The sequence below is a fragment of the Streptomyces sp. NPDC002809 genome (assembly GCF_040295435.1).
Lineage (GTDB): Bacteria > Actinomycetota > Actinomycetes > Streptomycetales > Streptomycetaceae > Streptomyces.
This window is the reverse complement of sequence record NZ_JBEOVJ010000044.1, coordinates 38,055-61,495: the sequence shown is the minus strand read 5'-3', so window position 1 is coordinate 61,495 and position 23,441 is coordinate 38,055. Positions and strand designations below refer to the sequence as shown.

The following is a 23,441-nucleotide window of genomic DNA, read 5'->3' as shown; positions in this document are numbered from 1 at the left end:
GTGCACACGCCATTTCTGAGGAGACGCCCCGGAGGGGCACCACCCCCACCCACCGGGTAGCGGCGAACCCCGCACCCCACGGGAACACCCGCACCGAGGGCAGGCGCCGCGACGATCCCGCTCGTACGTGTGTGCCATATGGGCGAATGGCCCCGTTCCGATCGGGCGGCAACCTATTCGTAACCCCAAACATCTGTCGCGCTACGCGCGTTGACTCTAGGCTGCGGCACGCAGTCTTCAGACTTGGCACCACCCTCATACCTCCCGCTGAGCTCACAAGGGGATCGATGTCAGCGACACCGCAGAAGAACCGCGCGTCCCGGCGGGTGCTCGCCGCCGCAGCCGGTCTGGCCACCGTCGGCGCGCTGGTCGCCGCCATGCCGGCCGACGCGCACGGGCACGGCAAGGGCCACCACACGCCGGCCCGGACCGTGGACGTGCAACTGCTGTCCTTCAACGACCTGCACGGCAACCTGGAGCCGCCGGCCGGCTCGGCCGGCACGGTCACCGAGACGCAGGCCGACGGCACGACGAAGGCCGTTCCGGCCGGCGGCGTGGAGTACCTCGCCTCCTCGCTGCGCGCCGCGCGCAAGGGTCACCCGTACTCCATCACCGCGGCCGGCGGTGACATGGTCGGGGCGAGCCCGCTGCTGTCGGGTCTGTTCCACGACGAGCCGACCATCGAGGCGCTCAACAAGATCGACCTCGACGTGACGACCGTCGGCAACCACGAGTTCGACGAGGGCGCCACCGAGCTGGCCCGCCTGCAGAACGGCGGCTGCCACCCGGTCGAGGGGTGCTACGAGCAGGGCAAGAAGTTCGAGGGCGCCGACTTCCCGTACCTGGCTGCCAATGTGACGGACGAGAAGACCGGCAAGCCGATCCTCAAGCCGTACACGGTGTGGAAGAAGAACGGCGTCAAGATCGGTTTCATCGGCGTGACCCTTGAGGGCACGCCGAACATCGTGACGGCCAACGGTGTCAAGGGCCTGAAGTTCCACGACGAGATCGAGACGGTCAACAAGTACGCCAAGGAACTGGACCGGCAGGGCGTGAAGTCCATCGTCGCCCTGATCCACGAGGGCGGCGCCCCGGCCTCCTCCTCGTACAACTACGACTGCGACAGCCCGGCCGCCGGTGACGGCATCTCCGGGCCGATCACCGACATCGCGAAGGGCATCTCGCCCAAGGTCGACGCGCTGGTGACGGGCCACACGCACCAGGCGTACGTCTGCACGATCCCGGACCCGGCGGGCAACCCGCGCCTGGTCACCTCGGCCTCGTCGTTCGGCAAGCTGTACACGGACACGACGCTCACGTACGACCGTCGCACCAAGGACATCGTGCGCACAGCGGTGAAGGGCTCGGCGAAGACCGCCTCGAAGCACCCCGCGCCGGCTAACCCGGTCTCGGCGAACCACATCGTCACCCGGGACCAGGCCAAGGCCACCGACATGACGGACCTGATCGCCCGCTGGAACACCCTCGCGGCGCCGATCGCCAACCGGCCGCAGGGCTTCATCTCCGCCGACATCAACGGCCGTGGCTCCACGGCCCCCGAGAAGCCGCTCGGCAACCTGATCGCCGACGCGCAGCTGGAGGGCCTGGCCGCGGCGGACAAGGGTGGGGCGGTCGTCGCCTTCATGAACCCGGGCGGCATCCGTTCCGACCTGGTCTACAAGGCGACGGGCAGTGAGGGCGACGGCGTCGTGACGTACGGCGAGTCGTTCACCGTGCAGCCGTTCACCAACATGATGAACGTCGTCGACCTGACCGGTGCTCAGCTGGTCAGCGCGCTCCAGCAGCAGGTCAGCGGTTCGAACGAGGCCAGCCCGAAGATCCTTCAGATCTCCGAGGGCCTCACCTACACCCTGGACATGACGAAGTCGGGCGCCGCGCGCGTGGTCGCCGACTCCATCAGGCTGAACGGTGCGGCGATCGATCCGGCCAAGTCCTACCGGGTCGCGATGAACGAGTTCCTCGCGGGCGGCGGCGACGGCTTCGCGGCCCTCGGCGCGGGTACCAACAAGCTGGTCGGTGCCTCCGACCTGGACCTGTTCAACGCCTACCTGGCCGCGCACTCCACGGCCGCGGCGCCCCTGGCCCCGCCGGCGACGGACCGGATCACGGTCGTCCAGTAGCTCCGGCACAGGTCCGGCATGCAGGGGAGTGCCCCACCGCTCGGACCGAGTTCGAAAACCGACGGCCCGCCACGGGAAGTGGCGGGCCGTCGGCTTGTCAGGCCGGTCCGGGAACGAAGATTTCGTGTCCCCCCACTCGGCGCCACAGGAAGTGCGTCTCACCTGGACGGACTTCGTCCCCGTACTGCCAGGTGGCACGGCCGTCGGGCGCCCACGTCATCTCCATGACGGGGCGTGCGCCCTGTGGCATGGGGATGCCCTGGCCCGGCTTGACCCGGAGCCCGGGTCGGAACTGCCCTCGCTCCACATCCGGGACGAAGTTCTTCCGGATGACGTCTTCGAAGCGCTTTCGCTCCTCAGGCTTCAGAGACCTGAAATCGCGCTTGAAGTGGGCAGTCGTCTCAAAAGTCGGCAATCGGGCCTCCCGGTGTCAGCGGTCAGTCTTCGTCGAGGTGCGCGAACATGCTGTCCGCGTCCTCGTGGACGGCGGTGCGCCCGGCCGCGACGTCCTCGCCGGCCCTGCGTTCGCCCTCCTGCCACTCCGGAGTCCAGAACCAGGCCTGGTCGGAGCGGATCTTGGTGAGTCCGTGCACCGTCACCTCGCCGGCGCTGGTGATCTCGAACTCGAGCTCGTCGCCTTGTTCCACCCCGAGGGCGGCACGAATGGCCTTGGGCAGGGTGACCTGCCCGTTCGTACGCAGTGTGGCTGTCGTTGTAGTCAAGTGATGACCTCCTGCCTCTGTCGCCAGTCTCGTCAATCCATCACCGTAGAATCTAAGATTCAAACTTTGCGAAATTAGAAAATACGAAAGTTGTGAGTCCCGGGGTGATGTGAACTGTGCATGCCCAGGGGTCCACGCCCCGTTCCCTGTGTGATGTGTACGGGTCATAATCCGGGGGCTGACCCCACACGGCCCCGGAGGCGTCCCCGTATGAGCCCGTACACCGCGAACCGCAGACACTTTCTGGCCGGAGCGCTCGCCGTCACCGCCACCGCCCTCGTCGGCGCCGGGCCCGCGCGTGCCGAGGCCCGGCAGGCCCTCACCGTGCAGGACTGGATGAGCGGCGTCGCTGACTCCACCGCGCTCCAGCGGCTGACGATTCCTGGTTCGCACGACTCCGGCGCCCGCTACGGCGGCCCCTGGACCGAGTGCCAGAACACCACGATCGCGGAGCAGCTGAACAGCGGGCTGCGCTTTCTCGACGTACGGTGCCGGATCACCGGTGACTCGTTCGCGATCCACCACGGGGCCTCGTACCAGAACCTGATGTTCGGCGATGTCCTGGGTGCCTGCCGGGACTTCCTCGCCCAGCGGCCCACCGAGACGGTGCTGATGCGGGTCAAGCAGGAGTATTCGGAGGAGAGCGACGCCGCGTTCCGCCGGATCTTCGACCTGTACCTCGACACCAAGGGCTGGCGCCCGCTGTTCCACATCGACTCCGCGCTGCCGACGCTGGGAGGGGCCCGCGGCAAGGTGGTGCTCCTCGCCGACAACGGCGGGCTGCCCGGGGTGCGGTACGCCGATCCGGGGCTCTTCGACATCCAGGACGACTACATGGCGGAGCCGTTCGCCAAGTACCCGAAGATCGAGGACCAGTTCCGCAGGGCGGCCACGCAGCCCGGCAAGCTGTTCATGAACTACGTGAGCACCGCTGCCCTGCTGCCGCCCCGCTGGAACGCGGACCGGCTCAACCCCCAGGTCCATTCGTTCCTCGACTCCTCGGGGACGGCCGGCTGGACCGGCCTCGGCATCGTCCCGCTGGACTTCCCGGCGACCAGGACGGGCCTGGTGGACTCGCTGATCCGGCACAACCCGGGCTCCTGAGAGTGGTGTTCACGGTGTCGCGAGGAACTCCCTCACCGTCCGCGCGAACCCTTTCGGGTCCTGAAACTGTACGAAGTGATCCGTCTCCAGCGTGACGAGTGAGGTGCGCGGGCGCAGCGACACCATCGCGGCAGCCTGCTCGGCGGGCAGGACCTGGCTGGTGCGGCCGTTGATCAGCAGCGCGGGGCAGTCGCTCGCCAGCCACTGAGCCCAGTGGTCGCCGTGCACCTGCCGCTCGGAGTCGAGTGTGTCCTGCGGATGGAAGGGCAGCCGCCAGCCGTCGCCGCCCGGCAGGGGTCGCAGCAGGGGTCCCACCATCGGGCCCACCGGACCGCAGGCGGAGATCAGTTCCTCCCGTGTGGGGGCGGTGTACGGGAAGCCCGCGAGGAAGGCCAGCGGGTTGGTCTCCCCGTGTGGCAGGTCGACCGGTGCGTCGGTGTTGACCAGCGCGGCGACCGCGGCCGGCCTGGTGGCGGCGAGGTGCAGCGCGTTGATGCCGCCGAGCGAGTGCCCGAGGGCGACGACCGGGCCGGTGTCCAGGTGGTCGAGCAGTGCGGTCAGATCGGAGACGTACCCCTCCCGGCTGTAGTCGTCCGCCCGGTCCGAGTCGCCGTGGCCGCGCTGATCGGGGGCGATGACCCGCCACTCGGGGCCGAGCTCGGCGGCCAGGTCGTCGAAGGAGGCTCCCTCGGAGAGATGGCCGTGCAGGGCGAGGAGCGGCCGACCGGTGGCGGGGCCGTGGTCCAGGTAGGAGAGACGGCGGCCGTCGATGGTCAGTTCGCGTCGGGCTGCGGTGTGCTGAGTCATGACAGTGACTGTACGCACGTATAGATCACTCGCGCAATACATGTGTATAGATCGCTTGCCCAAGCGGCGGAGCCGTACGATCCCGGGCATGGGAAACCGCGAGGATCTGCTGGCCGGGGCCAGGCGCTGCCTGGAGGAGAAGGGCTATCTCCGCACCACCGTGCGCGACATCGCCACCGCCTCCCGGGTCTCGATGGCGGCGATCGGCTACCACTTCGGCTCCCGCGAGGCCCTGCTCAACCAGGCGCTGTTCGCGGCCATCGACGAGTGGGGCGAGCGGGTCGGCGCGGATTCCGGCGCGGATTCCGGCGCGGGGGGCCGTACGGTCCCCGAGCGGTACGCGGACCTGTGGACGCGGGAGATCGCCTCGTACCGCACCGACCGCTGGCTCTGGATCGCCTCGGTGGAGGCCTTCGTCCACGCACAGAGCTCCCCGGATCTGCTGGCCCTCCTGGCCGCCGGGCAGCGTGAGGGTCGCCGGGGAGTCGCGGCGCGGCTGACCGGGGTGCCGGAGGCGGAGGTCGCCGAGGCGGATGTGCGGGGTCTCGGGTCGGTGCAGCTCGCGCTGATGAGCGGCGTGATGATCCAGTGGCTGACCGACCCGGACGGGGCGCCGGATGCCGCCGAGATCGCGGCGGGGCTGCGGGCGCTGGCGGGGCGGCTGGAGGGGGCGTAGCGCTGCCGCCCCTAATCCTGCGGCGAGTCCGGAGGTGGCTGGGGTGCTCCCGGGAGGCGGATCGCGGCTTCCGTGCCGCCGCCTGCCGCCGGGCGCAGGGCGATCTCGCCGCCCGCCTGCTGGACCGTGCGCGCCACGATCGACAGGCCCAGGCCGGAGCCGGGGAGCTGGCGGGCGGAGGGGGAGCGCCAGAAGCGTTCGAAGACGTGGGGGAGTTCGTCGGCAGGGATGCCGGGTCCCTGGTCCCGGACCGTCAGTTCGCCCCGGTGCAGGACCACGTCGATCGTGCCGCCTGATGGGCTGAACTTCACCGCGTTGTCGAGGACGTTGACGATCGCCCGCTCCAGGGCGGACGGTTCGGCCCGCACGTACCAGGGGGCCAGCTCCGCCGTGATGGTCAGTTCGGGGCCGCGCAGACGGGCCCGTTCCAGGGCCGTGCGGACGATGTCGTGGAGCGCGATCACCTGGAGCGGGCCGGGGTCCGCGGCGTCCGGGCGGGCGAGCTCCTGGAGGTCGCCGATGAGGGAGGCCAGCTCCGTCATCTGTGCCTTCACCGACGCCATCAGCGCCTTGCGGTCGTCCGGCGGGATGGCCCGGCCGGTCTCGTCGCTGCGGGCGAGGAGTTCGACGTTGGTGCGGAGTGAGGTCAGCGGGGTGCGCAGCTCGTGGCCGGCGTCGGCGATGAGCTGTGCCTGGCGGTCGCGGGAGGTGGCGAGCGACGCGGTCATCGAGTTGAACGAGCGGGAGAGGCGGGCGATCTCGTCCTCGCCCTCGACCGGGATGCGGACCGTCAGGTCCTCGGTACGGGCGACGTGCTCGACCGCCTCGGTGAGCTCGTCGACGGGGCGCAGGCCGGAGCGGGCGACCCATAGTCCGGCGGCGCCGGCGCCGATGACGCCGATGCCGGAGACGGTGAGGAGGACCCAGGCGAGAGTGGTGAGGGGTTTGTCGATCTCGCTCATCGGGCTGGCGATGGAGACGGCGAGGCCGGTCGGCCCCTTCACCGGGGCGGTGTAGACGCGCATCTTCGCACCGTCCGCGTCGGTCGCGGAGTGCAGCGCATTGCGCAGCTCGCCCTTGGCCACCGCGAGGTCGGCCCTGGTCACCGGGAGTTCCGACGAGTCCGGGGCGAGACAGACCGTGCCCTGGGCGTCAATGAGCTGGACGGTGAGGCCGGAGTAGGAGGTCGGCAGGGTCTGGGCGCTGCCCCGGCAGTAGTTGTAGAGGCCGGTCAGGTAGCGGTCGTCGACGTTGGTGCTGCGCAGCGTCGTATCCAGCTGGTGCTCCAGCTGCGCCTTCGTCACGAACCAGCACGAGGCAGCCACCGCCGCCACCGCCACCGCCACCGCGGTCGCGACCAGCAGCGCCAGCCGGGAGCGGAGCGGCAGGGCGCGGATGCGGTGCAGGGGCCCCGTCATCCGTCCCCACCCCCTGACCGAAGTGCGTAGCCCACGCCCCGCACGGTGTGGACCAGGCGCGGTTCGCCGCCCGCCTCGGTCTTGCGGCGCAGGTACATCACGTACACGTCCAGCGAGTTGGAGCTCGGTTCGAAGTCGAAGCCCCACACCGCCTTGAGGATCTGCTCGCGGGTCAGCACCTGGCGCGGGTGCGCCAGGAACATCTCCAGGAGGGTGAACTCGGTACGGGTCAGCTCCACGTGGCGGGTGCCGCGCATGACCTCACGGGTCGCGAGGTCCATGCGCAGGTCCGCGAAGGCCAGCACGTTGTCGTCGGGGATGGGGCCGCCCGCCGTGGCCGCGTACGAGCTGCGGCGCAGCAGGGCCCGGATGCGGGCGAAGAGTTCGTCCAGCTCGAAGGGCTTGACCAGGTAGTCGTCGGCGCCCGCGTCGAGCCCGGTGACGCGGTCGCCGACGGTGTCGCGGGCGGTGAGCATCAGGATGGGGGTGGTGGTGCCCGTGGCGCGGATGCGGCGGGCGGCGGTCAGCCCGTCCATCCGCGGCATCTGGATGTCGAGGACGATGAGGTCGGGGTCGTACGACTCCGCCTTCGTGAGGGCGTCGAGTCCGTCGACGGCGACCTCGGTGCCGTACCCCTCGAACGCGAGACTGCGCTGCAGGGCCTCGCGCACGGCGGGCTCGTCGTCGACGATCAGGATGCGCTGGGGATCGTCTTCGGCGGGGCTCATCGCTGCTTCGTCCTCTTCTCGTTCCGTACGGGGCGGGGCGGGGTGGGGAGCGGTGCTCCCGGCCCCGGTTCTCAGCCTCGCACGGCCATGGCGCGGCGTCGCGCGGCACGGCGGCCTCGGCTGCCGGCCGTGGTGCGGAGCTCCGCGGCGCGGGGCTGCTTGTCACCGGTTCTGCCGGCGGGTGCCCGCTCGGCGAGGAACGCCACGAGTTTGAGCGGCAGGGTCAGGTCTGCGGGGCCTGCGAGGGTGTCGGTCGGGTGGTGCACGGCTGTCTCCTCTGTTCTTCGGTCTGCTCAGGAGCTGTTGCCGGCCCGCAGTGTGTCGAGGTCCGCCTTGAGGGTGTTCACCGGGATGGCGAAGCCGAGGCCGACGCTGCCCGCACTGGAGCTGTCCGAGCTGCTGGACGAACTGGCCGAGTACATAGCGGAGTTGATGCCGATGATCTCGCCGTCCATGTTGATCAGGGCGCCACCGGAGTTCCCCGGGTTCAGGGAGGCGTCGGTCTGGATGGCCTTGTATGTGGTGGTGGACTCGCCGGTGTCGCCGTTGAACTGCTGTCCGCCGAACTCGAACGGCCACTGCTGTCCGCTGCCCTGGCGGCCCTGCTCCTGGCTGCTGCCGCTGTCGCTGTCCTTGGCGACCGTGACATCGCGGTCGAGTGCGGACACGATGCCGCTGGTGACCGTGCCGGTGAGGCCCTCCGGCGATCCGATCGCGACGACCTCGTCGCCGACGGCGACCCTGGAGGAGTCGCCGAGCGTGGCCGTCTTCAGGCCGCTCGCGCCCTGGAGCTTGATCAGCGCGAGGTCCTTGTCGGCGTCGGTGCCGACGACCTCGGCGGTGTACGTCTTGCCGGTGCTCAGGGTGACCTTGATGGACGTGGCGCCTGCGACGACGTGGTTGTTGGTGACGATCTCGCCGTCCGACGTGATGACCACTCCGGAGCCGGTGGACTGGCCCGCGGTCGAGGTCGCGCCGATCTCGACAATGGTCGGTGAGAGGGCCGCGGCCACACCGGAGACGGTGCCCTTACTGCTCTGCGAGACGGTGGTGCCGGGGATGACGCTGCCGGCCGTGCTGTCGGTGCCGTTGTCGGTGAGCTGTCCGATCACGGTGGCGGTGCCGCCGCCGACGATCGCGGCCGCGATGGCCACCGCCGCGAGGAGTGCGACCGGCCGCCGGACCCGGCGGCGGGGGGCGGACGGTCCGGGCGCCGGCTGCGGCATCCCGTGGAGACCGTCACCGCCGTGGCCGCCGCCGGTGTAGGCGTCGGCCGTGCCGGGGGCGGGCCACACGGTGGTCCCGGGGCCCATGGCGACCGGCTGGACGGGCTGGTATGACGGCGGCGGCGGGTAGGCCGCGTCGCCGTTGCCGTACGAGGGGTACATCGGGTACTCGCCGCTCGGGCGCTGGCTCTCTGTCATGTCTACGAGAGTGTCCAGCGAACATGAGAGGACCCTGAGTCCCCGCTGAGAAGCCCGGCAGAACCTCGTATGCCCGATATAAGGATCCTCTGCCCAGGCCCCGGGCGAGGATCCTGCGCACCGGCCCCGCTGCGCCTCAGCGCACGGTGATGACCAGTTTGCCCGTGGTGCGGCCCGTCTCTCCCTGGACGTGGGCCCGGGCTCCTTCGGCGAGAGGGAAGGTGCCGGAGACGTGGGCGTGGAGCCTGCCCCGGTCGACGAGTTCGGCGACGGCGCGCATTCCGGCGTGGTCGTGCTCCACGAGCAGGACGACGGCGCGGACCTGTGCCTTCTCCGCTGCGGCCCGGGTGTCCTTGTCGCCCGGCAGCAGGGAGACGAGGACGCCGCCGGGGCGGAGTACGCCCATGGAACGGGTGGCCGTCTCACCGCCGAGGGTGTCGAGGACGACGTCGTAGGGCTCCTCCGCGTCGGTGAAGTCCTCGGAGCGGTAGTCGATGCAGGCATCCGCGCCGAGCCCGCGCAGGAAGTCGTGCTTGGGGGCACTCGCCGTCCCGGTGACGTGTGCGCCGCGTTCCTTGGCGATCTGTACGGCGAGATGGCCGACACCGCCGGCCGCGGCGTGGATCAGCACCCGCTGCCCGGCCCGGAGGTTCGCGGTCTCGACGAGGGCCTGCCAGGCGGTGAGCGCGGCCAGCGGCAGAGCGGCCGCCTGGACGTGGTCGATCCCGGCAGGCTTGGCGGCGAAGGCGCGGGTGGGGCCAGTCACGTACTCGGCGTGGGAGCCGGCCCCGTACGGGTAGGGCAGCATGCCGAACACCTCGTCACCCGGCCGGAAGAGGGTGACGCCGAAGCCGGTCTCCACCACGGTGCCGGAGACGTCCCAGCCGAGGGTCAGCGGCGGGGGCGGCAGGAAGACACTCAGGGCGCGGTGCTTGAAGTCCGTGGGGTTGAGGCCGGCCGCGTGCACGGCGACGAGGATCTCCCCGGGGCCGGGCGTGGGCCGCGGGAGCTCGGTCAGCCGAAGGACCTCGGGGCCGCCGAGGGCCGTCTGGTGCAGGGCGAGCATCACCGGGGCGCCCTCGGGGGGAGCGGGGTTCGCGGAGTCCGGGGAGACGAGGTTGTGAGGAGTGTCCGTCGAATTCATGCCTCGATCCTGACCCGTACGGTACGGTCCGGACGATGGCAAGAAGGTCAGCATCCGATACATTCCTGCCATGCCTGGTGACCACGCAGACAACGGCGACCGCACCGACCGCACCGACCGCTCAGACCGCACCGACCGCTCAGACCGCTCGGACCGCTCCGACCGCTCGGACCGCTCCGACCGCTCGGACCGCTCCGACCGCTCGGACCGCGCCGCCGAAGTGGGCAGTCGGCTGCGTCCGGTCCTGCGGTCCGGCGCCCACAAGGTTGTCGTTCTTGCCCTCGACGGCGTCTACCCCTTCGAACTCGGCATCCCGCACCGGGTCCTGGGTTCCGCCGACGGCCGCTACGAGGTGCTGTCCGCGAGCGTGGACGGGCAGTCCGTGCGTACCGACTCGGACCTGACCGTCACCCCCGGGCACGGTCCCGAGGTGCTGGACGATGCGGACACCGTGGTCATCCCGCCGTACGCGGTCTCGGCGGCCTCTGCTGCGGCCCCGGACCCGAAAGCTCTCGCCGCGCTCTCCCGCGTCCGCCCCGGTACCCGTCTGGTGTCCATCTGCACCGGTGCCTTCCTGCTGGCCGCCGCCGGTCTCCTCGACGGGCGCAGGGCCACCACCCACTGGGCGCTCACCGACTACTTCCAGGAGCTCTTCCCCCGGGTCGAGGTCGACGCCGGGGTGCTCTTCGTCGACCACGGAGACGTGCTGACCTCCGCGGGGGCGGCGAGCGGTGTCGATGTCTGCCTGCACCTGGTGCGCCAGGACCACGGCAGCGAGGTGGCCAACCAGGTCGCCCGCTGCTGCGTCGTGCCGCCGTACCGGGACGGCGGGCAGGCGCAGTACATCGAGCGGCCGCTGCCGCCGGCGAGCGGAACCGGCACCGGGCCGACCCGCGACTGGGCGCTCCAGCGGCTCGAACTGCCGCTGTCGCTGGGCGAACTGGCCACGCAGGCGGCGATGAGCACCCGCACCTTCGCCCGGCGCTTCCAGGAGGAGACCGGTCTGAGCCCCGGCCGCTGGCTGACCCAGCAACGGCTGCGGCGGGCACGGCACCTGCTGGAGTCCACCGACCTGCCGGTGGAACGTGTCGCCCACGAGGTCGGCTTCGCCACCGCCACCTCGCTGCGGCGGCACCTCGCGGCGGAGGCGGGGGTCGCCCCGTCCGCGTACCGGCGCACGTTCCGTGCCGCGGGCCCGACCGAAGGCCCGACCACGGGCGACGACAGGAACACCAGAAACACCAGAACCGACGTGGGGCTGAAGCGCGCGTAGCGCGCTTCCGGCCCTTCTCAGCGCTTTCTGGCAGTGTCCGCGCCGCCAGGCGCCAGCAGGCAGGCGCAGGCAGGAACTCAGCCGCGCTGCGCAGCCGGCGGCTCCCCGCAGCCGCACGAGCGCCGGACCACCAGCGCCGAGGGGAACTGCTTCAGGCGCTCCCGCCGCGAGCCCGACACCCGCAGCGAGTCGTCGAGCACCAGGTCGACCGCGGCCCGCGCCATCGCCGGGCGGTCCGAGAAGACCGTCGTCAGCGGCGGATCGGTCAGTCCGGCTTCCTTCACGTCGTCGAAGCCCGCCACCGCGAGCTCACCGGGCACGTCGATCCGCAGCTCGCGCGCGGCTCGCAGCACCCCGATGGCCTGGTCGTCCGTCGTGCAGAAGATCGCCGGCGGGCGGTCGGGGCCCGCGAGGAGGCCCAGCGCCACCTGGTAGGCGTCGTAACGGTTGTACGGGGCCTGGAAGAGACGGCCCTCCGTCGAGCGTCCCGACTCGTGCATCGCCCGGCGCCAGCCCTCGACGTGGTCGGCGACCGGGTCGCCGACCGCCGGGGTCGACTCCATGCCGCCGAGGCACGCCACGTACTCGTTGCCGTGCTCCAGCAGGTGACGGGTGGCGAGCTGGGCGCCGCCGACGTCGTCCGTGACGACCGCGACGTCGTCGATCGCCTCGGGCCGCTCGTGCAGCAGCACGACCCGGGCGTCCCACGCCTCTATCTCCGCCGCCGCGCGCTCGCTGGGACCCTGGCTGACCAGGATCAGCCCGGAGACCCGCATGCCGAGGAAGGCCCGCAGATAGTGGACCTCGCGCTCGTCCCGGTAGTCGGAGTTGCCGACGAGCACCATTTTTCCGCGCTCGGCGGCGGCCTGTTCGACCGCGTGCGCCATCTCCGCGAAGAACGGCTGCCGCGCGTCCGGCACGATCATTCCTATGAGATCGGTCCGCCGCGAGGCCATCGCCTGCGCGACCCGGTCGGGCCGGTAGCCCAGCTCCTTGATCGCGGCGAGCACCCGCTCGCGCGTGGCCGGGGCGACCGGCCGGGGTCCGTTGTTGATGACGTAACTGACCACTGCGGTCGACGTCCCCGCCAGTCTCGCCACATCGTCCCGCGTCACCTTGGCCACGCGCGGCAGTCTACGCGGATGGAACTACTTCCCGGCAGGCCGGACCGGGGCTTCTTCCGTGACCTCCGCTACCTCCGGCTGCTCCGAACGGGTGAGAGTTTCGGCGGTCGCCTTCGCGGCTGCCGCCTTGGCCTCCTCGGCGGCGGCCCGCTCCACCTTCTCCGGCGCGACGAAGCGGTAGCCCACGTTGCGGACGGTGCCGATGAGCGACTCGTGCTCGGGGCCGAGCTTGGCGCGCAGCCGCCGTACGTGGACGTCGACCGTCCGCGTACCGCCGAAGTAGTCGTAGCCCCAGACCTCCTGGAGCAGCTGGGCGCGGGTGAAGACCCGGCCCGGGTGCTGCGCCAGGTACTTGAGCAGTTCGAATTCCTTGAAGGTCAGGTCCAGGACCCGGCCCTTGAGCTTCGCGCTGTATGTCGCCTCGTCCACCGAGAGATCACCGTTGCGGATCTCCATCGGGGAGTCGTCGGCGGTGATCTGCTGCCGGCCGGTGGCCAGCCGCAGGCGTGCCTCGACCTCGGCGGGGCCCGCCGTGTCCAGCAGTACGTCGTCGATGCCCCAGTCCGCGGTGACGGCCGCGAGGCCGCCCTCCGTGACGACGAGGATCAGCGGACAGCCGGGTCCGGTGGACCGCAGCAGCTGACAGAGGGAGCGGACCTGCGGCAGGTCGCGCCGTCCGTCGACGAGGATGACGTCGGCACCGGGGGTGTCGACGAGGGCGGGGCCTTCGGCAGGGGCCACCCGCACGCTGTGCAGCAGGAGGCCGAGGGCGGGAAGCACCTCCGTCGACGGTTGGAGGGCATTCGTCAGGAGCAGCAGTGAACTCATCGCCGCCCACCTGCCTGGGTCGTCGGTCGATGATCGTGCACGGTTGGCTCGCCCATTACGTCGGTCCTCCTCGTTCCCTGCGAGAGGGGCACTCCCGGGTCGGACCCGGGGGAGTATTCGGCACTGCTTCGTACGCTTATTCGTGCTTGGTCGTACGACGTTTCGTCATACGGGTCTTACAAGTGCGACCCGCACCCAGGACCGCTGAGCTTGTCGAAACGTCGTCGTAACAACACGCGGAAAGCACAAAAGGACCCGGGGGCTGCTTTGCCCGGATCCTCTTCCCAGCAGAATAGCCCACATGACTTCTGTCTCCGAGGGGCGATTTCGGAGTTCCTCTGTTCCCTTGATCACGCGCGGTCCGCTGCGCACCACATTGCCGACCGATGACGGGGTCCTTGTCGAGGCGGTGTACGAGCCGTGTACGGCCGGTGCCGGTACGGGCGCGGGGGCCGGCGGCGCCGGCACCGCGATCGTCGTCGCGCACGGATTCACCGGTTCGGCGGACCGCCCGGCGGTGCGGCGGGCCGCGGAGGTGTTCTCGCAGCGTGCGGCGGTGGTCACGTTCTCGTTCCGTGGGCACGGGCGCTCCGGCGGAAGGTCCACGGTGGGCGACCGCGAGGTGCTGGATCTGGCCGCGGCGGTGGCCTGGGCGCGGTCGCTCGGGCACACGCGGGTCGTTACGGCCGGGTTCTCGATGGGCGGTTCCGTGGTGCTCCGGCACGGGGCGCTGTATACGGCTCCGGGCGCGGAGGGGGAGGGCGAGGGGCGCACGGAAGCGCGTGGGGAGGCGCACGCGGATGCGGTGGTGTCCGTGAGTGCTCCGGCGCGCTGGTACTACCGGGGGACCGCCCCGATGCGACGACTGCACTGGATGGTCACCCGCCCCACCGGCCGGCTGGTCGGGCGGTACGGCTTCCGCACCCGGATCGACCGCAAGGACTGGGACCCGGTCCCGCTCTCCCCGGTCGAGGCCGCCCGGCTGATCGCCCCGGCCCCACTGCTGATCGTGCACGGCGACCAGGACCCGTACTTCCCGCTCGACCACCCGCGGATGCTCGCGGACGCGGCGGGCGGCGGCGCCGACCTGTGGCTGGAGCATGGCATGGGCCACGCGGAGAACGCGGCGGACGAGACCTTGCTCACCCGCATCGCCGACTGGGCGATGACGCGGTGAACCATGATGGACAGCCGATGCGTGAGCTGACGCGAGACGAGAGGAGCGCCGCCATGCCTGCGGGAACGATCCGCTACTGGGCTGCCGCCAAGGCCGCGGCCGGAACCGCGGAGGAGCCGTACGCCGCCGCGACACTCGAAGAGGCGCTCGACGCGGTGCGCGAGAGGCACCCCGGTGAGCTGAGCCGCGTACTGCAAAGGTGTTCGTTCCTCATCGACGGTGACCCCGTCGGGACCCGCAGCCATGAGACCGTACGCCTTGCCGAGGGCGGCACGGTCGAGGTGCTCCCGCCGTTCGCAGGAGGGTGAACCGCAGAACATGAGCAGCAGCGATCAGCAGCAGCCGTACCCGCAGCAACAGCATCCGCAGTATCCGTACGGGCAGGAGCCGCCGCCGTCGTACGGACAGCAGCCGTCGTACGGACAGCAGCAGCCGTACGGGGACCCGTCGTACGGCGGTCAGGCGTACCCCGAGCAGGGTTATGCAGACCAGGGCTATGCGGACCAGGGCTACGCGGACCAGGGCCATGCGAACCAGGGTTACGCGGACCAGGGCCATGCGAACCAGGGTTACGCGGACCAGGGCCATGCGAACCAGGGCTATGCGGACTCCTCCTACGGGCAGCAGGCGCCTTACGGGGGTGATGCGGCTGCGGCACCGTACGAGGCGCAGCAGGGCGCGTACGACGCGCACGCGCCCCAGCAGTCCGCCCCGTACGTGCAGCAGGGCCGGTCCGTCCCGCAGGCCCCTCAGCCGGAGCCCGGTGCCGGATGGCCGGCCGGTGACCAGGGGGTCGCCCAGACCTGGGAGGGCCAGACCTGGGACACCCAGTACCAGCCGACGATCCAGCCGGCGCAGCCCGTCCAGCTCGCGCAGCCAGTCCAGCCGACGCCCCCGGTGCAGGCCGCCGCCGACGACACCACGTACATGCCGCCGCTGGGCGCTTCCGGCTCGTACCCGCTGCCCCCCGAGGCCCGGCCCGCGCCCGCCCCGGCCCCTGCTGCCGCCCCGCAGGGCGAGGGCGAGGACGGCTACAGCGCGCCGACCACCCTCGGCAACAGCCGCATCACCGACGCCCAGCGCGCCCGCGCGGAGGGCCGTTCGCCGATCATCGCGCCGGGTATGCAGCCGGCCGCGATCACCGCGGGACTCGGACTGCTCCTCGCGCTCGGCGCGGCCGTCGGCCCGTACGCCCTGGTCGTCCCGCTGGTGCTGCTCCAGGCCGTGACCGCGGCGGGATGGTTCCGGCTCAACGGCATGTGGCCGGCCCGGCAGGGCATCGCGCTCGCCTTCGCCGGCGGTCTCGTCGCCGATGTGGCACTGCTCGCGGCCGGCCGGGAGAACGGTCCGGCCGCGATCCTGGGCACCCTCGGAATCTGGGTGCTCCTCACCGTCGTGCTCCAGCTGCGCAGCCGGGCCGGTGCCGACGAGCGGATGCAGGGGCTGATGGCCACGGTCGCCTCGGCCGCGCTCGCGGTCCTCGCGGCCGGACACCTCGCGGCCGTTCCGGACGCCGTGACGGTCGGCGGCGTGGCCGTCGCCGCAGCCGTGCTCGTCCGGGCGCTGCCGGTGCCCGGACCGGCCTCGGTCGTGGCGGCGCTCGTCGTCGCGGCGGGTGCCGGTGCGGTGGCGGGCGCCGTCACCGACCTGGGGGCCAAGGGCGCGCTGCTCGGCCTCGCGGCCGGCGGCTGTGCGCTGATCGGGCTGCGGGTGGCGAGCTATGACTACCCGTCACGCTTCGTGCACATGACCGCGGGAGTGGCGCTGCCCCTCACCGCGGCCGCCCCCGCCGTCTATCTGATCGGGCGTGTGCTCGCGTAATCCGTACCGCGCCACCCGGCATGCCGAAGCCCTCCGCGGGGAACCGTTGGGGGGCTTCCGCTCGTCGATCACCCGGGGCGTGGCGTGCGGCAGCAGTAGGCTCACGGGCGCCAGAGGTCCGAATGGGCGTGGCGCGGGGGAGGACAGGCATGCGTGCACTGCGAATACTGCTGATCGTCGTGGTGGTTCTGGCGGGTGTGTTCATCGCCGTGGACCGCGCGGCGGTGTATTTCGCCGAGTCGGAGGTCGAGGACCGGGTGGTGGTCTCCGGGGCGCGGACCGGGTCCACGGACGTCTCCATCAAGGGCTTCCCGTTCCTGACTCAGGTCGCCGGATCGGAACTCGACGAGGTCGACGTGAAGGTCACCGGAATCGAGGCGACCGCGGGCGGCCGCGCACTGCGGATCAGCACGATGGACGCGGAGCTGCACCAGGTGCGGCTGACCGACGGCTTCTCCGGCGCCACGGCCGCCCGTGCCTCCGGGACGGCCGTCATCTCGTACGCGGACCTCACCAAGGCCGCCTCCGACGGTGTCGCCGTCGAGTACGGCGGCAACGGCAAGGTGAAGGTGACCGGCGCGGTCGAAATCCCCGGCATCGGCCGGACGATCTCGCGCAGCGTCCTGTCCACCGTCACCCTGGTCGGCGGCCACACCGTGCGGGTGCACGCGGACAAGGTGCCGGGCGAGGGCATCCCCGGCCTCGAGGGGCTCGTACGCGAGAAGACCGACTTCGAGCGCGAGGTCGGCAAGCTGCCGAACGGCCTGAAACTGGAGAAGATCCAGCCGACCGCCGACGGACTGGAGATCTCCGTGACGGGCACCGACGTACGCCTCGCCGGATAACACCCGCCGAAGCCGGGTAGGCAGCGCTATGTCCTCCCGCACGGCTCGCACGGCTCGCACGGCCCGCACGGGCGGGCACGGATCGCACCCCACGGACCGCCCGGCCCGTCCGGACCGCATGGCCCTTCCGTGTTGCACGGACTGCACGGGCGGCCCGGACCGCATGGACCGCGCGGCCAGTCCGGACCGCTTCTCCACATATTGAGACGCCGGAGTCCGTTCCGTAGATGTCCGACCGGCTCGGCGTCCCTGGTGACGGACCCGCGACGCTCGCATTCCCGCTTCTGTCTCACACTCCGGACGATCGTGTCTCAATATGCGACACAACGGTGACATGTCCGCCCGTACGTCCCTACGATCGGTCCCATGCAGTGCTCTATTAGCGGTCTCCGACAGTGGGGACAGGCGGATCTCACGAAGCGGCGGGCAGTGGACCTGTGCCGCGTCGCCGCCATGCTCTGTCGCACTGTCTGAGCGGGATCCGTCGATTTCCCGCATTCCCGGCCCCTCGACCGCTCGTCGGGGCCATCCCGCCTGACGCCCGTGCACCGGCCCGTGCCGCGTACATCCGCATCACGCACCGTCCCGCACCACCTCGCAGCATCCCGCCGCAGACTGCCCCGGAGGAGAACAGAATGAGCCGCAGTGACGTCCTGGTAGACGCCGACTGGGTCGAGGCCCACATCGACGACCCGAAGGTTGCCATCGTCGAGGTCGACGAGGACACCTCCGCGTACGAGAAGAACCACATCAAGAACGCGATCCGGATCGACTGGACCAAGGACCTCCAGGACCCGGTCCGCCGTGACTTCATCGACCAGGCCGGCTTCGAGGAGCTGCTGTCGAACAAGGGCATCGGCAACGACACCACGGTCGTCCTGTACGGCGGCAACAACAACTGGTTCGCGTCCTACGCGTTCTGGTACTTCAAGCTCTACGGTCACCAGGACGTCCGCCTGCTCGACGGCGGCCGCAAGAAGTGGGAGCTCGACTCCCGCGACCTGGTCGACGGCGACCAGATCCCGTCCCGCCCGGCCGCGCAGTACAAGGCCCAGCCGCAGGACGAGACGATCCGCGCCTACCGCGACGACGTCGTGAAGGCCATCGGCACCCAGAACCTGGTCGACGTGCGGTCGCCCGACGAGTTCAGCGGCAAGCTGCTCGCCCCGGCGCACCTCCCGCAGGAGCAGTCGCAGCGTCCCGGCCACGTGCCGAGCGCCCGCAACATCCCGTGGTCGAAGAACGCCAACGACGACGGCACCTTCAAGTCGGACGACGAGCTCAAGGCCCTCTACGAGGACGAGCAGGTCGACCTGGCGAAGGACACCATCGCCTACTGCCGCATCGGTGAGCGCTCCGCGCTCACCTGGTTCGTGCTGCACCAGCTGCTCGGCCAGGAGAACGTCAAGAACTACGACGGCTCGTGGACCGAGTACGGCTCCCTCGTGGGCGTGCCGATCGAGCTCGGCGCCAACAAGTAACTCCGCACGACCCGGACCAGCACGACCCCCGACCCGAAGGACAGAACGCCATGTGTGGAGCAAAGGCCGGCGGCCCCGACGCTTCGACGATCAAGCCCGGTGAGACCACCATCCAGGGCAGCGTGACCCGCGACGGCGAGCCCGTCACCGGCTACGTCCGCCTGCTGGACTCGACCGGCGAGTTCACCGCCGAGGTCCCGACCTCGGCGACCGGACAGTTCCGTTTCTACGCGGCCGAGGGCACCTGGACGCTGCGCGCCCTGGTCCCGGGCGGCAGCGCCGACCGCACGGTCGTCGCGCAGACGGGCGGCCTCTCCGAGGTGGCCATCGCCGTCTAGGTACCGCCAGGAGCCCGCGCGGCTCTGCGGATGACCGGCCGGAGGGCCGTACCCCAGAGGGTTGGACGCTTCCTGAAACCGGGGTACGGCCCTTCGTGCCGCCCGGACGGAAGCCTGCGCGATCCAGGAGCGGCCGGGCGGGCGGATCGGGCCTACCCTGGATTCATGTACCGCCGACGCCGGCGCGCCTACTTCCTGATGATGGGCGGATGCCTCGTCCTCTTCGTCTCGGCCTGGGCCTTCGTGAGGCTCTGGTCGATGCCGGCCGCCATCGCGATGTGCGTGGTCGCGATGGTCATACCGCCCGTCGCGGCGATGGTCGCCAACCGGAAGGGTCCCGAGGACCGCTGGTGGGACGAGCCCGCCCCGGGGTCCCGGCCTCCGTCCCGGCCGATGCCCCGATCCGGCAAGGACGGGCCTGGCGGAACCAGTGGGCCCACAGGACCCACAGGACCCACAGGACCCACCGGTGATCCGGAGTCCGACGCGTGGTGGGACGAGCTCGACGGCCGGAAGAAGCGCCGCGGGTGAGCGAGCGGCGGACTCGGGCGCTTCAGCTGCTTGAGCCGCCTCAGCCCGCCCCAGCCGCCTCAGCCCGCCTCAGCCGTTTCAGTAGACGAGGGCCTGGACGCCGTCGGCCATGATCTCGCTGACGAAGACCTGCGCGCCGGCGATCCGTACGCCCTCCAGGACGTCCTGCTCGGTGATGTCGCGGCGGGCCGCGCACTGGGTGCAGAGCGTGATCTGCCCGCCCGCCTGGATCGACTCGATCAGGTCCGGCAGCGGCGCCGCGTGCGGGAGTTCGAACTCCGCGGCGCGCCCCGGCAGCGCGAACCAGGCGGACTCCCCGGTCAGCCAGAGCGAGACCTCCACACCACTGGCGACGGCGACCGCCGCCACGGTGAACGCCTGCGAACAGCGCTCGGCGGAGTCGGCACCTGCGGTCACCTTGATCACGAGCTTCTTCGGCATGTGCAGAACTGTAATCCTCGGCCGCGCAACCTCGTTGGGACCCGGCGGGTCAGTGGCGGGTGCAAACAGCGGATTCTGCGCCTCAGCCCTCGTGGGGGACCCGTTTCGAACCCGAAAGACACCGGGCCCGTTCCCGGGCCCGCTTCCGTTCGCAAGAGCTCCCGAGAGCTCCCGGCCGGTGATCCGCCGGTCGGTGCGGACCGGACGGGGTCTTCGACGAGTCCAGGCCGGGCGGCGGGCAGGTGCCGGACACCACGGCCTACGTGTTCAGCGAGCCGAAGCCCTGCGGCGCCGCCCAGGTCCGGCAGGTCTGTCTGATCGCGGGCGACACCATCGCCTGGTCGTCCAGGCCCGCAAGGGCGGTGGGGAGCACCACGCGTCCCCTTCCACCGGACCCTGATCCCGCAGAATCAGCTGCTGGGCCGAGCCGCCCCGCGGCAAGCCCCGAACCGGCGGGCCGGGACCCCACCCATTAGGCTGGGGCCCGGCCCTGTACTGCCGCCATACCGCTCGTTCAAGGAGCCCCCGTGCTTGAGGCATTCTTCTCCGCCCTGCTGGTCCTGGTCTGCGTCGGCGTTCTCGCTTTCGCCGGTCTGACCGTGAAGAAGCTGTACCAGGGTCAGCGCTAACCCCTTTCCCGTTCCCGGCGTCCCCGCCTCCCGCCTCACAGATCGTCTGAGCCGCTCATGATCGAGATCCCGTCCGACCTTCACCCGGACCTCGTCCCGCTGGCCTTCCTCCTGGGTAACTGGGCGGGTGCGGGCGTGTCCGACTTCCCCGGTGCCGAGAAGTGCAACTTCGGCCAGGAGGTCTCCTTCAGCCACGACGGCCGGGACTTCCTGGAGTACACCTCGCACTCCTGGGTGCTCGACGCCGAGGGGAACAAGGTCCGGCCGCTCGAGTCGGAGTCCGGCTACTGGCGGATCGACAAGGACCGCAAGGTCGAGGTCGTCATGGTCCGCGACCAGGGCGTCATCGAGATCTGGTACGGCGAGCTGGGCCACCAGAAGCCGCAGATCGACCTGGTCACCGACGCGGTGGCCCGGACCGCGGCCTCCGGCCCGTACAACGGTGGCAAGCGGCTCTACGGCTATGTGAAGAGCGACCTCATGTGGGTGGGCGAGAAGTCCACGCCGGAGGTCGAGCTGAGGCCGTACATGTCGGCGCACCTGAAGAAGGTCGTCACCCCGGAAGAGGTCGCGGCGATGGCGAAGAGCCTCGGTGACCTCCCGGACGACGGCATCGCGTTCTTCAAGTAGCCCACGGGTTCGTTCCGGCGGACAGCCGTGGCCATGCCTTCACCCGGACCTACACTGGAGCCTGTGGTGAGCACCGACTGGAAGACCGATCTTCGGCAGCGTGGGTACCGGCTGACGCCGCAGCGGCAGCTTGTCCTGGAAGCCGTCGACACGCTGGAACACGCGACGCCCGACGAGATCCTTTCCGAGGTGCGCCGCACCGCGTCCGGTGTGAACATCTCCACCGTGTACCGGACCCTGGAGCTCCTGGAGGAGCTGGATCTGGTCAGCCACGCCCATCTGGGCCACGGCGCCCCGACGTATCACCTGGCCGACCGCCACCACCACATCCATCTGGTCTGCCGGGACTGCACGAGCGTCATAGAGGCCGATGTCGACGTCGTCGCCGAGTTCACCGAGAAGCTGCGCGGCACGTTCGGCTTCGAGACGGACATGAAGCACTTCGCGATCTTCGGCCGCTGCGCGGACTGCGCGGCCAAGGCGGCCGGGGCCGCCGAGGCGTCCCAGGAGCCGGTCCCCGGTCCGTAACGGGCGCCAGGCCGATCCCGCGGTGTGCTGCAGGGGTCGGCCGGACACTCCCGGCACCGGGCCGGGTCGTACGCTGGTCGCATGAAGAGCCCCCTGCTGTCCCTGCCCGGCGCCGTCCCCGCCGAGGGGAGCGACGAAGGCGTCGCCGCGCACTACGGCGACCTGTTCCGCGAGCAGCGCGCCCTCGCCGACGGTTCCGGTCTCGTCGACCTCTCGCACCGCGGGGTCGTCACCGTCACCGGGAGCGACCGGCTGGCGTGGCTGCACCTCCTGATCACCCAGCACGTCAGCGAACTCGCCCCGGGCCAGGCCACCGAGGCCCTGGTCCTCACGGCGAACGGGCACATCGAGCACGCCCTGTATCTCGTCGACGACGGCGAAACCGTGTGGATGCACGTCGAGCCGGGCACCCAGGGCGAGCTGATCGCCTATCTGGAGTCGATGAAGTTCTTCTACCGGGTGGAGGTCGCCGACCGCACCGAGGACTACGCGGTCGTGTACTTGCCGGCCGGTTCCATCGCCGAGGTCCCGGAGGATGCCGCCGTACGGGAGACGTCGTACGGCCGCGATCTTTTCCTCCCCCGCGACGGCCTGGAGGCGTTCGCCGCGGCGCACGGCCCGGCCGCCGGGGTGCTGGCCTACGAGGCGCTGCGCGTCGAGGGCCACCGTCCGCGGCTCGGGTTCGAGACCGATCACCGCACCATCCCGCACGAGCTGGGCTGGATCGGCACCGCCGTCCACCTCCAGAAGGGCTGCTACCGGGGCCAGGAAACCGTGGCGCGGGTGCAGAACCTCGGCAAGCCCCCTCGGCGCCTCGTCTTCCTCCACCTGGACGGCAGCGAGGTGCTGCTGCCCGGCCACGGCACGCCGGTGCGGCTCGCCGCGGACGGGGCCGAGGGCCGTCAGCTGGGCTTCATCACCAGCTCCGCCCGCCACCACGAGCTGGGGCCGATCGCCCTGGCCCTGGTGAAGCGGAACGTGGCGGTGGACGCGGAACTGATGGCCGGCGACACGGCGGCGGCCCAGGAGACGGTCGTCGAGCCGTAGGGCTGTTTCCGCCGTGCCGGCCGGGCTGTTCCGGCCGAGCCCGGCCGGGCTGCTTCCGCCGTGCCGGCCGGGCTGCTTCTGCCCGCCGGCCGGCTCAGACCTCGACGATGACGGTGAACGGGCCGTGGTTCGTGAGCGAGACCCGCATGTCCGCCCCGAACCGGCCCGTCTCCACGTGCGCACCCAGCGCCCGCAGCTGCGCCACGACCTCGTCCACCAGCGGCTCGGCGACCTCGCCGGGCGCCGCGGCGTTCCACGTGGGCCGGCGGCCCTTCCGGGCGTCCCCGTAGAGAGTGAACTGCGAAATCACCAGAAGCGGTGCATTCACATCGGAGCAGGACTTCTCGCCCTCCAGGATGCGGACCGACCAGAGCTTGCGGGCGAGCTGGGCCGCCTTCTCCGCGGTGTCGTCGTGGGTGACTCCCACCAGCACACACAGCCCCTCGCCCACGATTTCGCCGACGATCGCCGAACCGCCGCCGTCGCCCCCGGCGTCGGCCACCGAGACGCTCGCACCGTCCACCCTCTGTATCACTGCACGCATACAGACCAACCTATCTTGGGCTGAACGGGTACAGAGCAAC

At 70.8% G+C, this 23,441-nt stretch carries 26 protein-coding genes; 15 read left to right on the top strand and 11 right to left on the bottom strand.

The window, feature by feature from the left end; translation table 11 throughout:
- Positions 1-287: 287 nt before the first annotated feature.
- Positions 288-2,141 carry a bifunctional metallophosphatase/5'-nucleotidase gene (locus tag ABT025_RS24440; RefSeq protein ID WP_350998287.1) on the top strand — a complete coding sequence of 618 codons (1,854 nt, stop codon included), beginning with the start codon at positions 288-290 and terminating at the stop codon, positions 2,139-2,141.
- Positions 2,142-2,578: 437 nt separating this feature from the next.
- On the opposite strand, the gene ABT025_RS24435 is transcribed toward ABT025_RS24440, so the two are convergent.
- Positions 2,579-2,863: an AbrB/MazE/SpoVT family DNA-binding domain-containing protein gene (locus ABT025_RS24435; RefSeq protein ID WP_350998284.1), complete on the bottom strand. Its 285-nt coding sequence runs from the start codon at positions 2,861-2,863 to the stop codon at positions 2,579-2,581.
- A gap of 210 nt (positions 2,864-3,073) precedes the next feature.
- Between ABT025_RS24435 and ABT025_RS24430 the strand changes: the two genes are divergently transcribed.
- Positions 3,074-3,967, top strand: coding sequence for a phosphatidylinositol-specific phospholipase C (locus ABT025_RS24430; protein WP_350998281.1), 894 nt, complete (start codon positions 3,074-3,076; stop codon positions 3,965-3,967).
- Between the two features lie 9 nt (positions 3,968-3,976).
- Here the strand turns inward: ABT025_RS24430 and ABT025_RS24425 are convergent, their stop codons facing one another.
- Positions 3,977-4,774 (bottom strand): alpha/beta fold hydrolase, encoded by a 798-nt coding sequence (locus tag ABT025_RS24425; RefSeq protein ID WP_350998278.1) that lies wholly within the window; start codon positions 4,772-4,774, stop codon positions 3,977-3,979.
- Between the two features lie 88 nt (positions 4,775-4,862).
- On the opposite strand from ABT025_RS24425, the gene ABT025_RS24420 reads away from it, so the two are divergent.
- The gene (locus ABT025_RS24420) at positions 4,863-5,450 is read left to right on the top strand and encodes a TetR/AcrR family transcriptional regulator (RefSeq protein WP_350998275.1); all 588 of its coding nucleotides are present in this window, start codon (positions 4,863-4,865) and stop codon (positions 5,448-5,450) included.
- Between the two features lie 11 nt (positions 5,451-5,461).
- On the opposite strand, the gene ABT025_RS24415 is transcribed toward ABT025_RS24420, so the two are convergent.
- From ABT025_RS24415 to ABT025_RS24395, 5 genes are all read right to left on the bottom strand, one after another.
- The gene (locus ABT025_RS24415) at positions 5,462-6,868 is read right to left on the bottom strand and encodes a sensor histidine kinase (protein ID WP_350998272.1); all 1,407 of its coding nucleotides are present in this window, start codon (positions 6,866-6,868) and stop codon (positions 5,462-5,464) included.
- Positions 6,865-7,596, bottom strand: a complete 732-nt coding sequence (locus tag ABT025_RS24410; protein ID WP_350998269.1) for a response regulator transcription factor — start codon at positions 7,594-7,596, stop codon at positions 6,865-6,867. Before ABT025_RS24410 ends, ABT025_RS24415 begins: the two co-directional genes overlap by 4 nt.
- A 71-nt stretch (positions 7,597-7,667) precedes the next feature.
- Positions 7,668-7,862, bottom strand: coding sequence for a hypothetical protein (locus tag ABT025_RS24405; RefSeq protein ID WP_350998266.1), 195 nt, complete (start codon positions 7,860-7,862; stop codon positions 7,668-7,670).
- A 27-nt stretch (positions 7,863-7,889) separates the two neighbouring features.
- Positions 7,890-9,020: a S1C family serine protease gene (locus ABT025_RS24400; protein WP_350998263.1), complete on the bottom strand. Its 1,131-nt coding sequence runs from the start codon at positions 9,018-9,020 to the stop codon at positions 7,890-7,892.
- Between the two features lie 136 nt (positions 9,021-9,156).
- Positions 9,157-10,164, bottom strand: a complete 1,008-nt coding sequence (locus tag ABT025_RS24395; RefSeq protein ID WP_350998260.1) for an NADP-dependent oxidoreductase — start codon at positions 10,162-10,164, stop codon at positions 9,157-9,159.
- 70 nt (positions 10,165-10,234) lie between these two features.
- On the opposite strand from ABT025_RS24395, the gene ABT025_RS24390 reads away from it, so the two are divergent.
- Entirely contained in the window at positions 10,235-11,437 is a 1,203-nt protein-coding gene (locus ABT025_RS24390) for a GlxA family transcriptional regulator (protein WP_350998257.1), read from the top strand.
- Positions 11,438-11,514: 77 nt separating this feature from the next.
- Here ABT025_RS24390 and ABT025_RS24385 read toward each other — a convergent pair whose 3' ends face one another.
- Together ABT025_RS24385 and ABT025_RS24380 are read right to left on the bottom strand one after the other, a co-directional pair.
- Positions 11,515-12,561 (bottom strand): LacI family DNA-binding transcriptional regulator, encoded by a 1,047-nt coding sequence (locus ABT025_RS24385; RefSeq protein WP_350998254.1) that lies wholly within the window; start codon positions 12,559-12,561, stop codon positions 11,515-11,517.
- 24 nt (positions 12,562-12,585) lie between these two features.
- On the bottom strand, positions 12,586-13,389 hold the full coding sequence (locus ABT025_RS24380) for a response regulator transcription factor (protein WP_350998251.1): 804 nt from the start codon (positions 13,387-13,389) through the stop codon (positions 12,586-12,588).
- 301 nt (positions 13,390-13,690) lie between these two features.
- Here ABT025_RS24380 and ABT025_RS24375 point away from each other — a divergent pair, with 301 nt between their 5' ends.
- The 8 genes from ABT025_RS24375 (at position 13,691) to ABT025_RS24340 (ending at position 19,582) form a co-directional block, all read left to right on the top strand.
- The gene (locus ABT025_RS24375) at positions 13,691-14,566 is read left to right on the top strand and encodes an alpha/beta hydrolase family protein (RefSeq protein ID WP_350998248.1); all 876 of its coding nucleotides are present in this window, start codon (positions 13,691-13,693) and stop codon (positions 14,564-14,566) included.
- 53 nt (positions 14,567-14,619) lie between these two features.
- Entirely contained in the window at positions 14,620-14,874 is a 255-nt protein-coding gene (locus ABT025_RS24370) for a MoaD/ThiS family protein (RefSeq protein WP_350998245.1), read from the top strand.
- Between the two features lie 10 nt (positions 14,875-14,884).
- Positions 14,885-16,387: a hypothetical protein gene (locus ABT025_RS24365; protein WP_350998244.1), complete on the top strand. Its 1,503-nt coding sequence runs from the start codon at positions 14,885-14,887 to the stop codon at positions 16,385-16,387.
- A 149-nt stretch (positions 16,388-16,536) separates the two neighbouring features.
- Entirely contained in the window at positions 16,537-17,232 is a 696-nt protein-coding gene (locus ABT025_RS24360) for an LmeA family phospholipid-binding protein (RefSeq protein WP_350998242.1), read from the top strand.
- 366 nt (positions 17,233-17,598) lie between these two features.
- A complete protein-coding gene (locus ABT025_RS24355) occupies positions 17,599-17,706 on the top strand; it encodes a putative leader peptide (protein ID WP_350998240.1) in 108 nt (35 codons plus the stop codon).
- Positions 17,707-17,867: 161 nt separating this feature from the next.
- Positions 17,868-18,713: a sulfurtransferase gene (locus tag ABT025_RS24350; protein ID WP_350998237.1), complete on the top strand. Its 846-nt coding sequence runs from the start codon at positions 17,868-17,870 to the stop codon at positions 18,711-18,713.
- Between the two features lie 50 nt (positions 18,714-18,763).
- Positions 18,764-19,051, top strand: a complete 288-nt coding sequence (locus ABT025_RS24345; protein ID WP_018490348.1) for a DUF1416 domain-containing protein — start codon at positions 18,764-18,766, stop codon at positions 19,049-19,051.
- 165 nt (positions 19,052-19,216) lie between these two features.
- The gene (locus ABT025_RS24340) at positions 19,217-19,582 is read left to right on the top strand and encodes a DUF3099 domain-containing protein (RefSeq protein WP_350998233.1); all 366 of its coding nucleotides are present in this window, start codon (positions 19,217-19,219) and stop codon (positions 19,580-19,582) included.
- A 78-nt stretch (positions 19,583-19,660) separates the two neighbouring features.
- Here the strand turns inward: ABT025_RS24340 and ABT025_RS24335 are convergent, their stop codons facing one another.
- Positions 19,661-20,023, bottom strand: coding sequence for a DsrE family protein (locus tag ABT025_RS24335; protein WP_326659397.1), 363 nt, complete (start codon positions 20,021-20,023; stop codon positions 19,661-19,663).
- Positions 20,024-20,709: 686 nt separating this feature from the next.
- On the opposite strand from ABT025_RS24335, the gene ABT025_RS24330 reads away from it, so the two are divergent.
- The 3 genes from ABT025_RS24330 to ygfZ all read left to right on the top strand — a co-directional run bounded on the left by ABT025_RS24330 (position 20,710) and on the right by ygfZ (position 22,857).
- A complete protein-coding gene (locus tag ABT025_RS24330) occupies positions 20,710-21,282 on the top strand; it encodes a heme-binding beta-barrel domain-containing protein (RefSeq protein ID WP_350998230.1) in 573 nt (190 codons plus the stop codon).
- A gap of 63 nt (positions 21,283-21,345) precedes the next feature.
- Positions 21,346-21,810: a Fur family transcriptional regulator gene (locus tag ABT025_RS24325; RefSeq protein WP_350998227.1), complete on the top strand. Its 465-nt coding sequence runs from the start codon at positions 21,346-21,348 to the stop codon at positions 21,808-21,810.
- Between the two features lie 81 nt (positions 21,811-21,891).
- Entirely contained in the window at positions 21,892-22,857 is a 966-nt protein-coding gene (gene ygfZ / locus ABT025_RS24320; RefSeq protein WP_350998224.1) for a CAF17-like 4Fe-4S cluster assembly/insertion protein YgfZ, read from the top strand.
- A 94-nt stretch (positions 22,858-22,951) separates the two neighbouring features.
- Here ygfZ and dtd read toward each other — a convergent pair whose 3' ends face one another.
- On the bottom strand, positions 22,952-23,401 hold the full coding sequence (gene dtd / locus ABT025_RS24315) for a D-aminoacyl-tRNA deacylase (RefSeq protein ID WP_350998222.1): 450 nt from the start codon (positions 23,399-23,401) through the stop codon (positions 22,952-22,954).
- Between the last annotated feature and the right edge of the window lie 40 nt (positions 23,402-23,441).

Bases quoted from the DNA above. Each gene is read 5' to 3' on its own strand.
- ABT025_RS24440 (WP_350998287.1), top strand. From the start codon at position 288: ATGTCAGCGACACCGCAGAAGAACCGCGCGTCCCGGCGGGTGCTCGCC.
- ABT025_RS24430 (WP_350998281.1), top strand. From the start codon at position 3,074: ATGAGCCCGTACACCGCGAACCGCAGACACTTTCTGGCCGGAGCGCTC.
- ABT025_RS24425 (WP_350998278.1), bottom strand. From the start codon at position 4,774: ATGACTCAGCACACCGCAGCCCGACGCGAACTGACCATCGACGGCCGC.
- ABT025_RS24420 (WP_350998275.1), top strand. From the start codon at position 4,863: ATGGGAAACCGCGAGGATCTGCTGGCCGGGGCCAGGCGCTGCCTGGAG.
- ABT025_RS24415 (WP_350998272.1), bottom strand. From the start codon at position 6,868: ATGACGGGGCCCCTGCACCGCATCCGCGCCCTGCCGCTCCGCTCCCGG.
- ABT025_RS24410 (WP_350998269.1), bottom strand. From the start codon at position 7,596: ATGAGCCCCGCCGAAGACGATCCCCAGCGCATCCTGATCGTCGACGAC.
- ABT025_RS24400 (WP_350998263.1), bottom strand. From the start codon at position 9,020: ATGACAGAGAGCCAGCGCCCGAGCGGCGAGTACCCGATGTACCCCTCG.
- ABT025_RS24395 (WP_350998260.1), bottom strand. From the start codon at position 10,164: ATGAATTCGACGGACACTCCTCACAACCTCGTCTCCCCGGACTCCGCG.
- ABT025_RS24390 (WP_350998257.1), top strand. From the start codon at position 10,235: ATGCCTGGTGACCACGCAGACAACGGCGACCGCACCGACCGCACCGAC.
- ABT025_RS24380 (WP_350998251.1), bottom strand. From the start codon at position 13,389: ATGAGTTCACTGCTGCTCCTGACGAATGCCCTCCAACCGTCGACGGAG.
- ABT025_RS24375 (WP_350998248.1), top strand. From the start codon at position 13,691: ATGACTTCTGTCTCCGAGGGGCGATTTCGGAGTTCCTCTGTTCCCTTG.
- ABT025_RS24370 (WP_350998245.1), top strand. From the start codon at position 14,620: ATGCCTGCGGGAACGATCCGCTACTGGGCTGCCGCCAAGGCCGCGGCC.
- ABT025_RS24365 (WP_350998244.1), top strand. From the start codon at position 14,885: ATGAGCAGCAGCGATCAGCAGCAGCCGTACCCGCAGCAACAGCATCCG.
- ABT025_RS24360 (WP_350998242.1), top strand. From the start codon at position 16,537: ATGCGTGCACTGCGAATACTGCTGATCGTCGTGGTGGTTCTGGCGGGT.
- ABT025_RS24355 (WP_350998240.1), top strand. From the start codon at position 17,599: ATGCAGTGCTCTATTAGCGGTCTCCGACAGTGGGGACAGGCGGATCTC.
- ABT025_RS24350 (WP_350998237.1), top strand. From the start codon at position 17,868: ATGAGCCGCAGTGACGTCCTGGTAGACGCCGACTGGGTCGAGGCCCAC.
- ABT025_RS24345 (WP_018490348.1), top strand. From the start codon at position 18,764: ATGTGTGGAGCAAAGGCCGGCGGCCCCGACGCTTCGACGATCAAGCCC.
- ABT025_RS24340 (WP_350998233.1), top strand. From the start codon at position 19,217: ATGTACCGCCGACGCCGGCGCGCCTACTTCCTGATGATGGGCGGATGC.
- ABT025_RS24335 (WP_326659397.1), bottom strand. From the start codon at position 20,023: ATGCCGAAGAAGCTCGTGATCAAGGTGACCGCAGGTGCCGACTCCGCC.
- ABT025_RS24330 (WP_350998230.1), top strand. From the start codon at position 20,710: ATGATCGAGATCCCGTCCGACCTTCACCCGGACCTCGTCCCGCTGGCC.
- ygfZ (WP_350998224.1), top strand. From the start codon at position 21,892: ATGAAGAGCCCCCTGCTGTCCCTGCCCGGCGCCGTCCCCGCCGAGGGG.
- dtd (WP_350998222.1), bottom strand. From the start codon at position 23,401: ATGCGTGCAGTGATACAGAGGGTGGACGGTGCGAGCGTCTCGGTGGCC.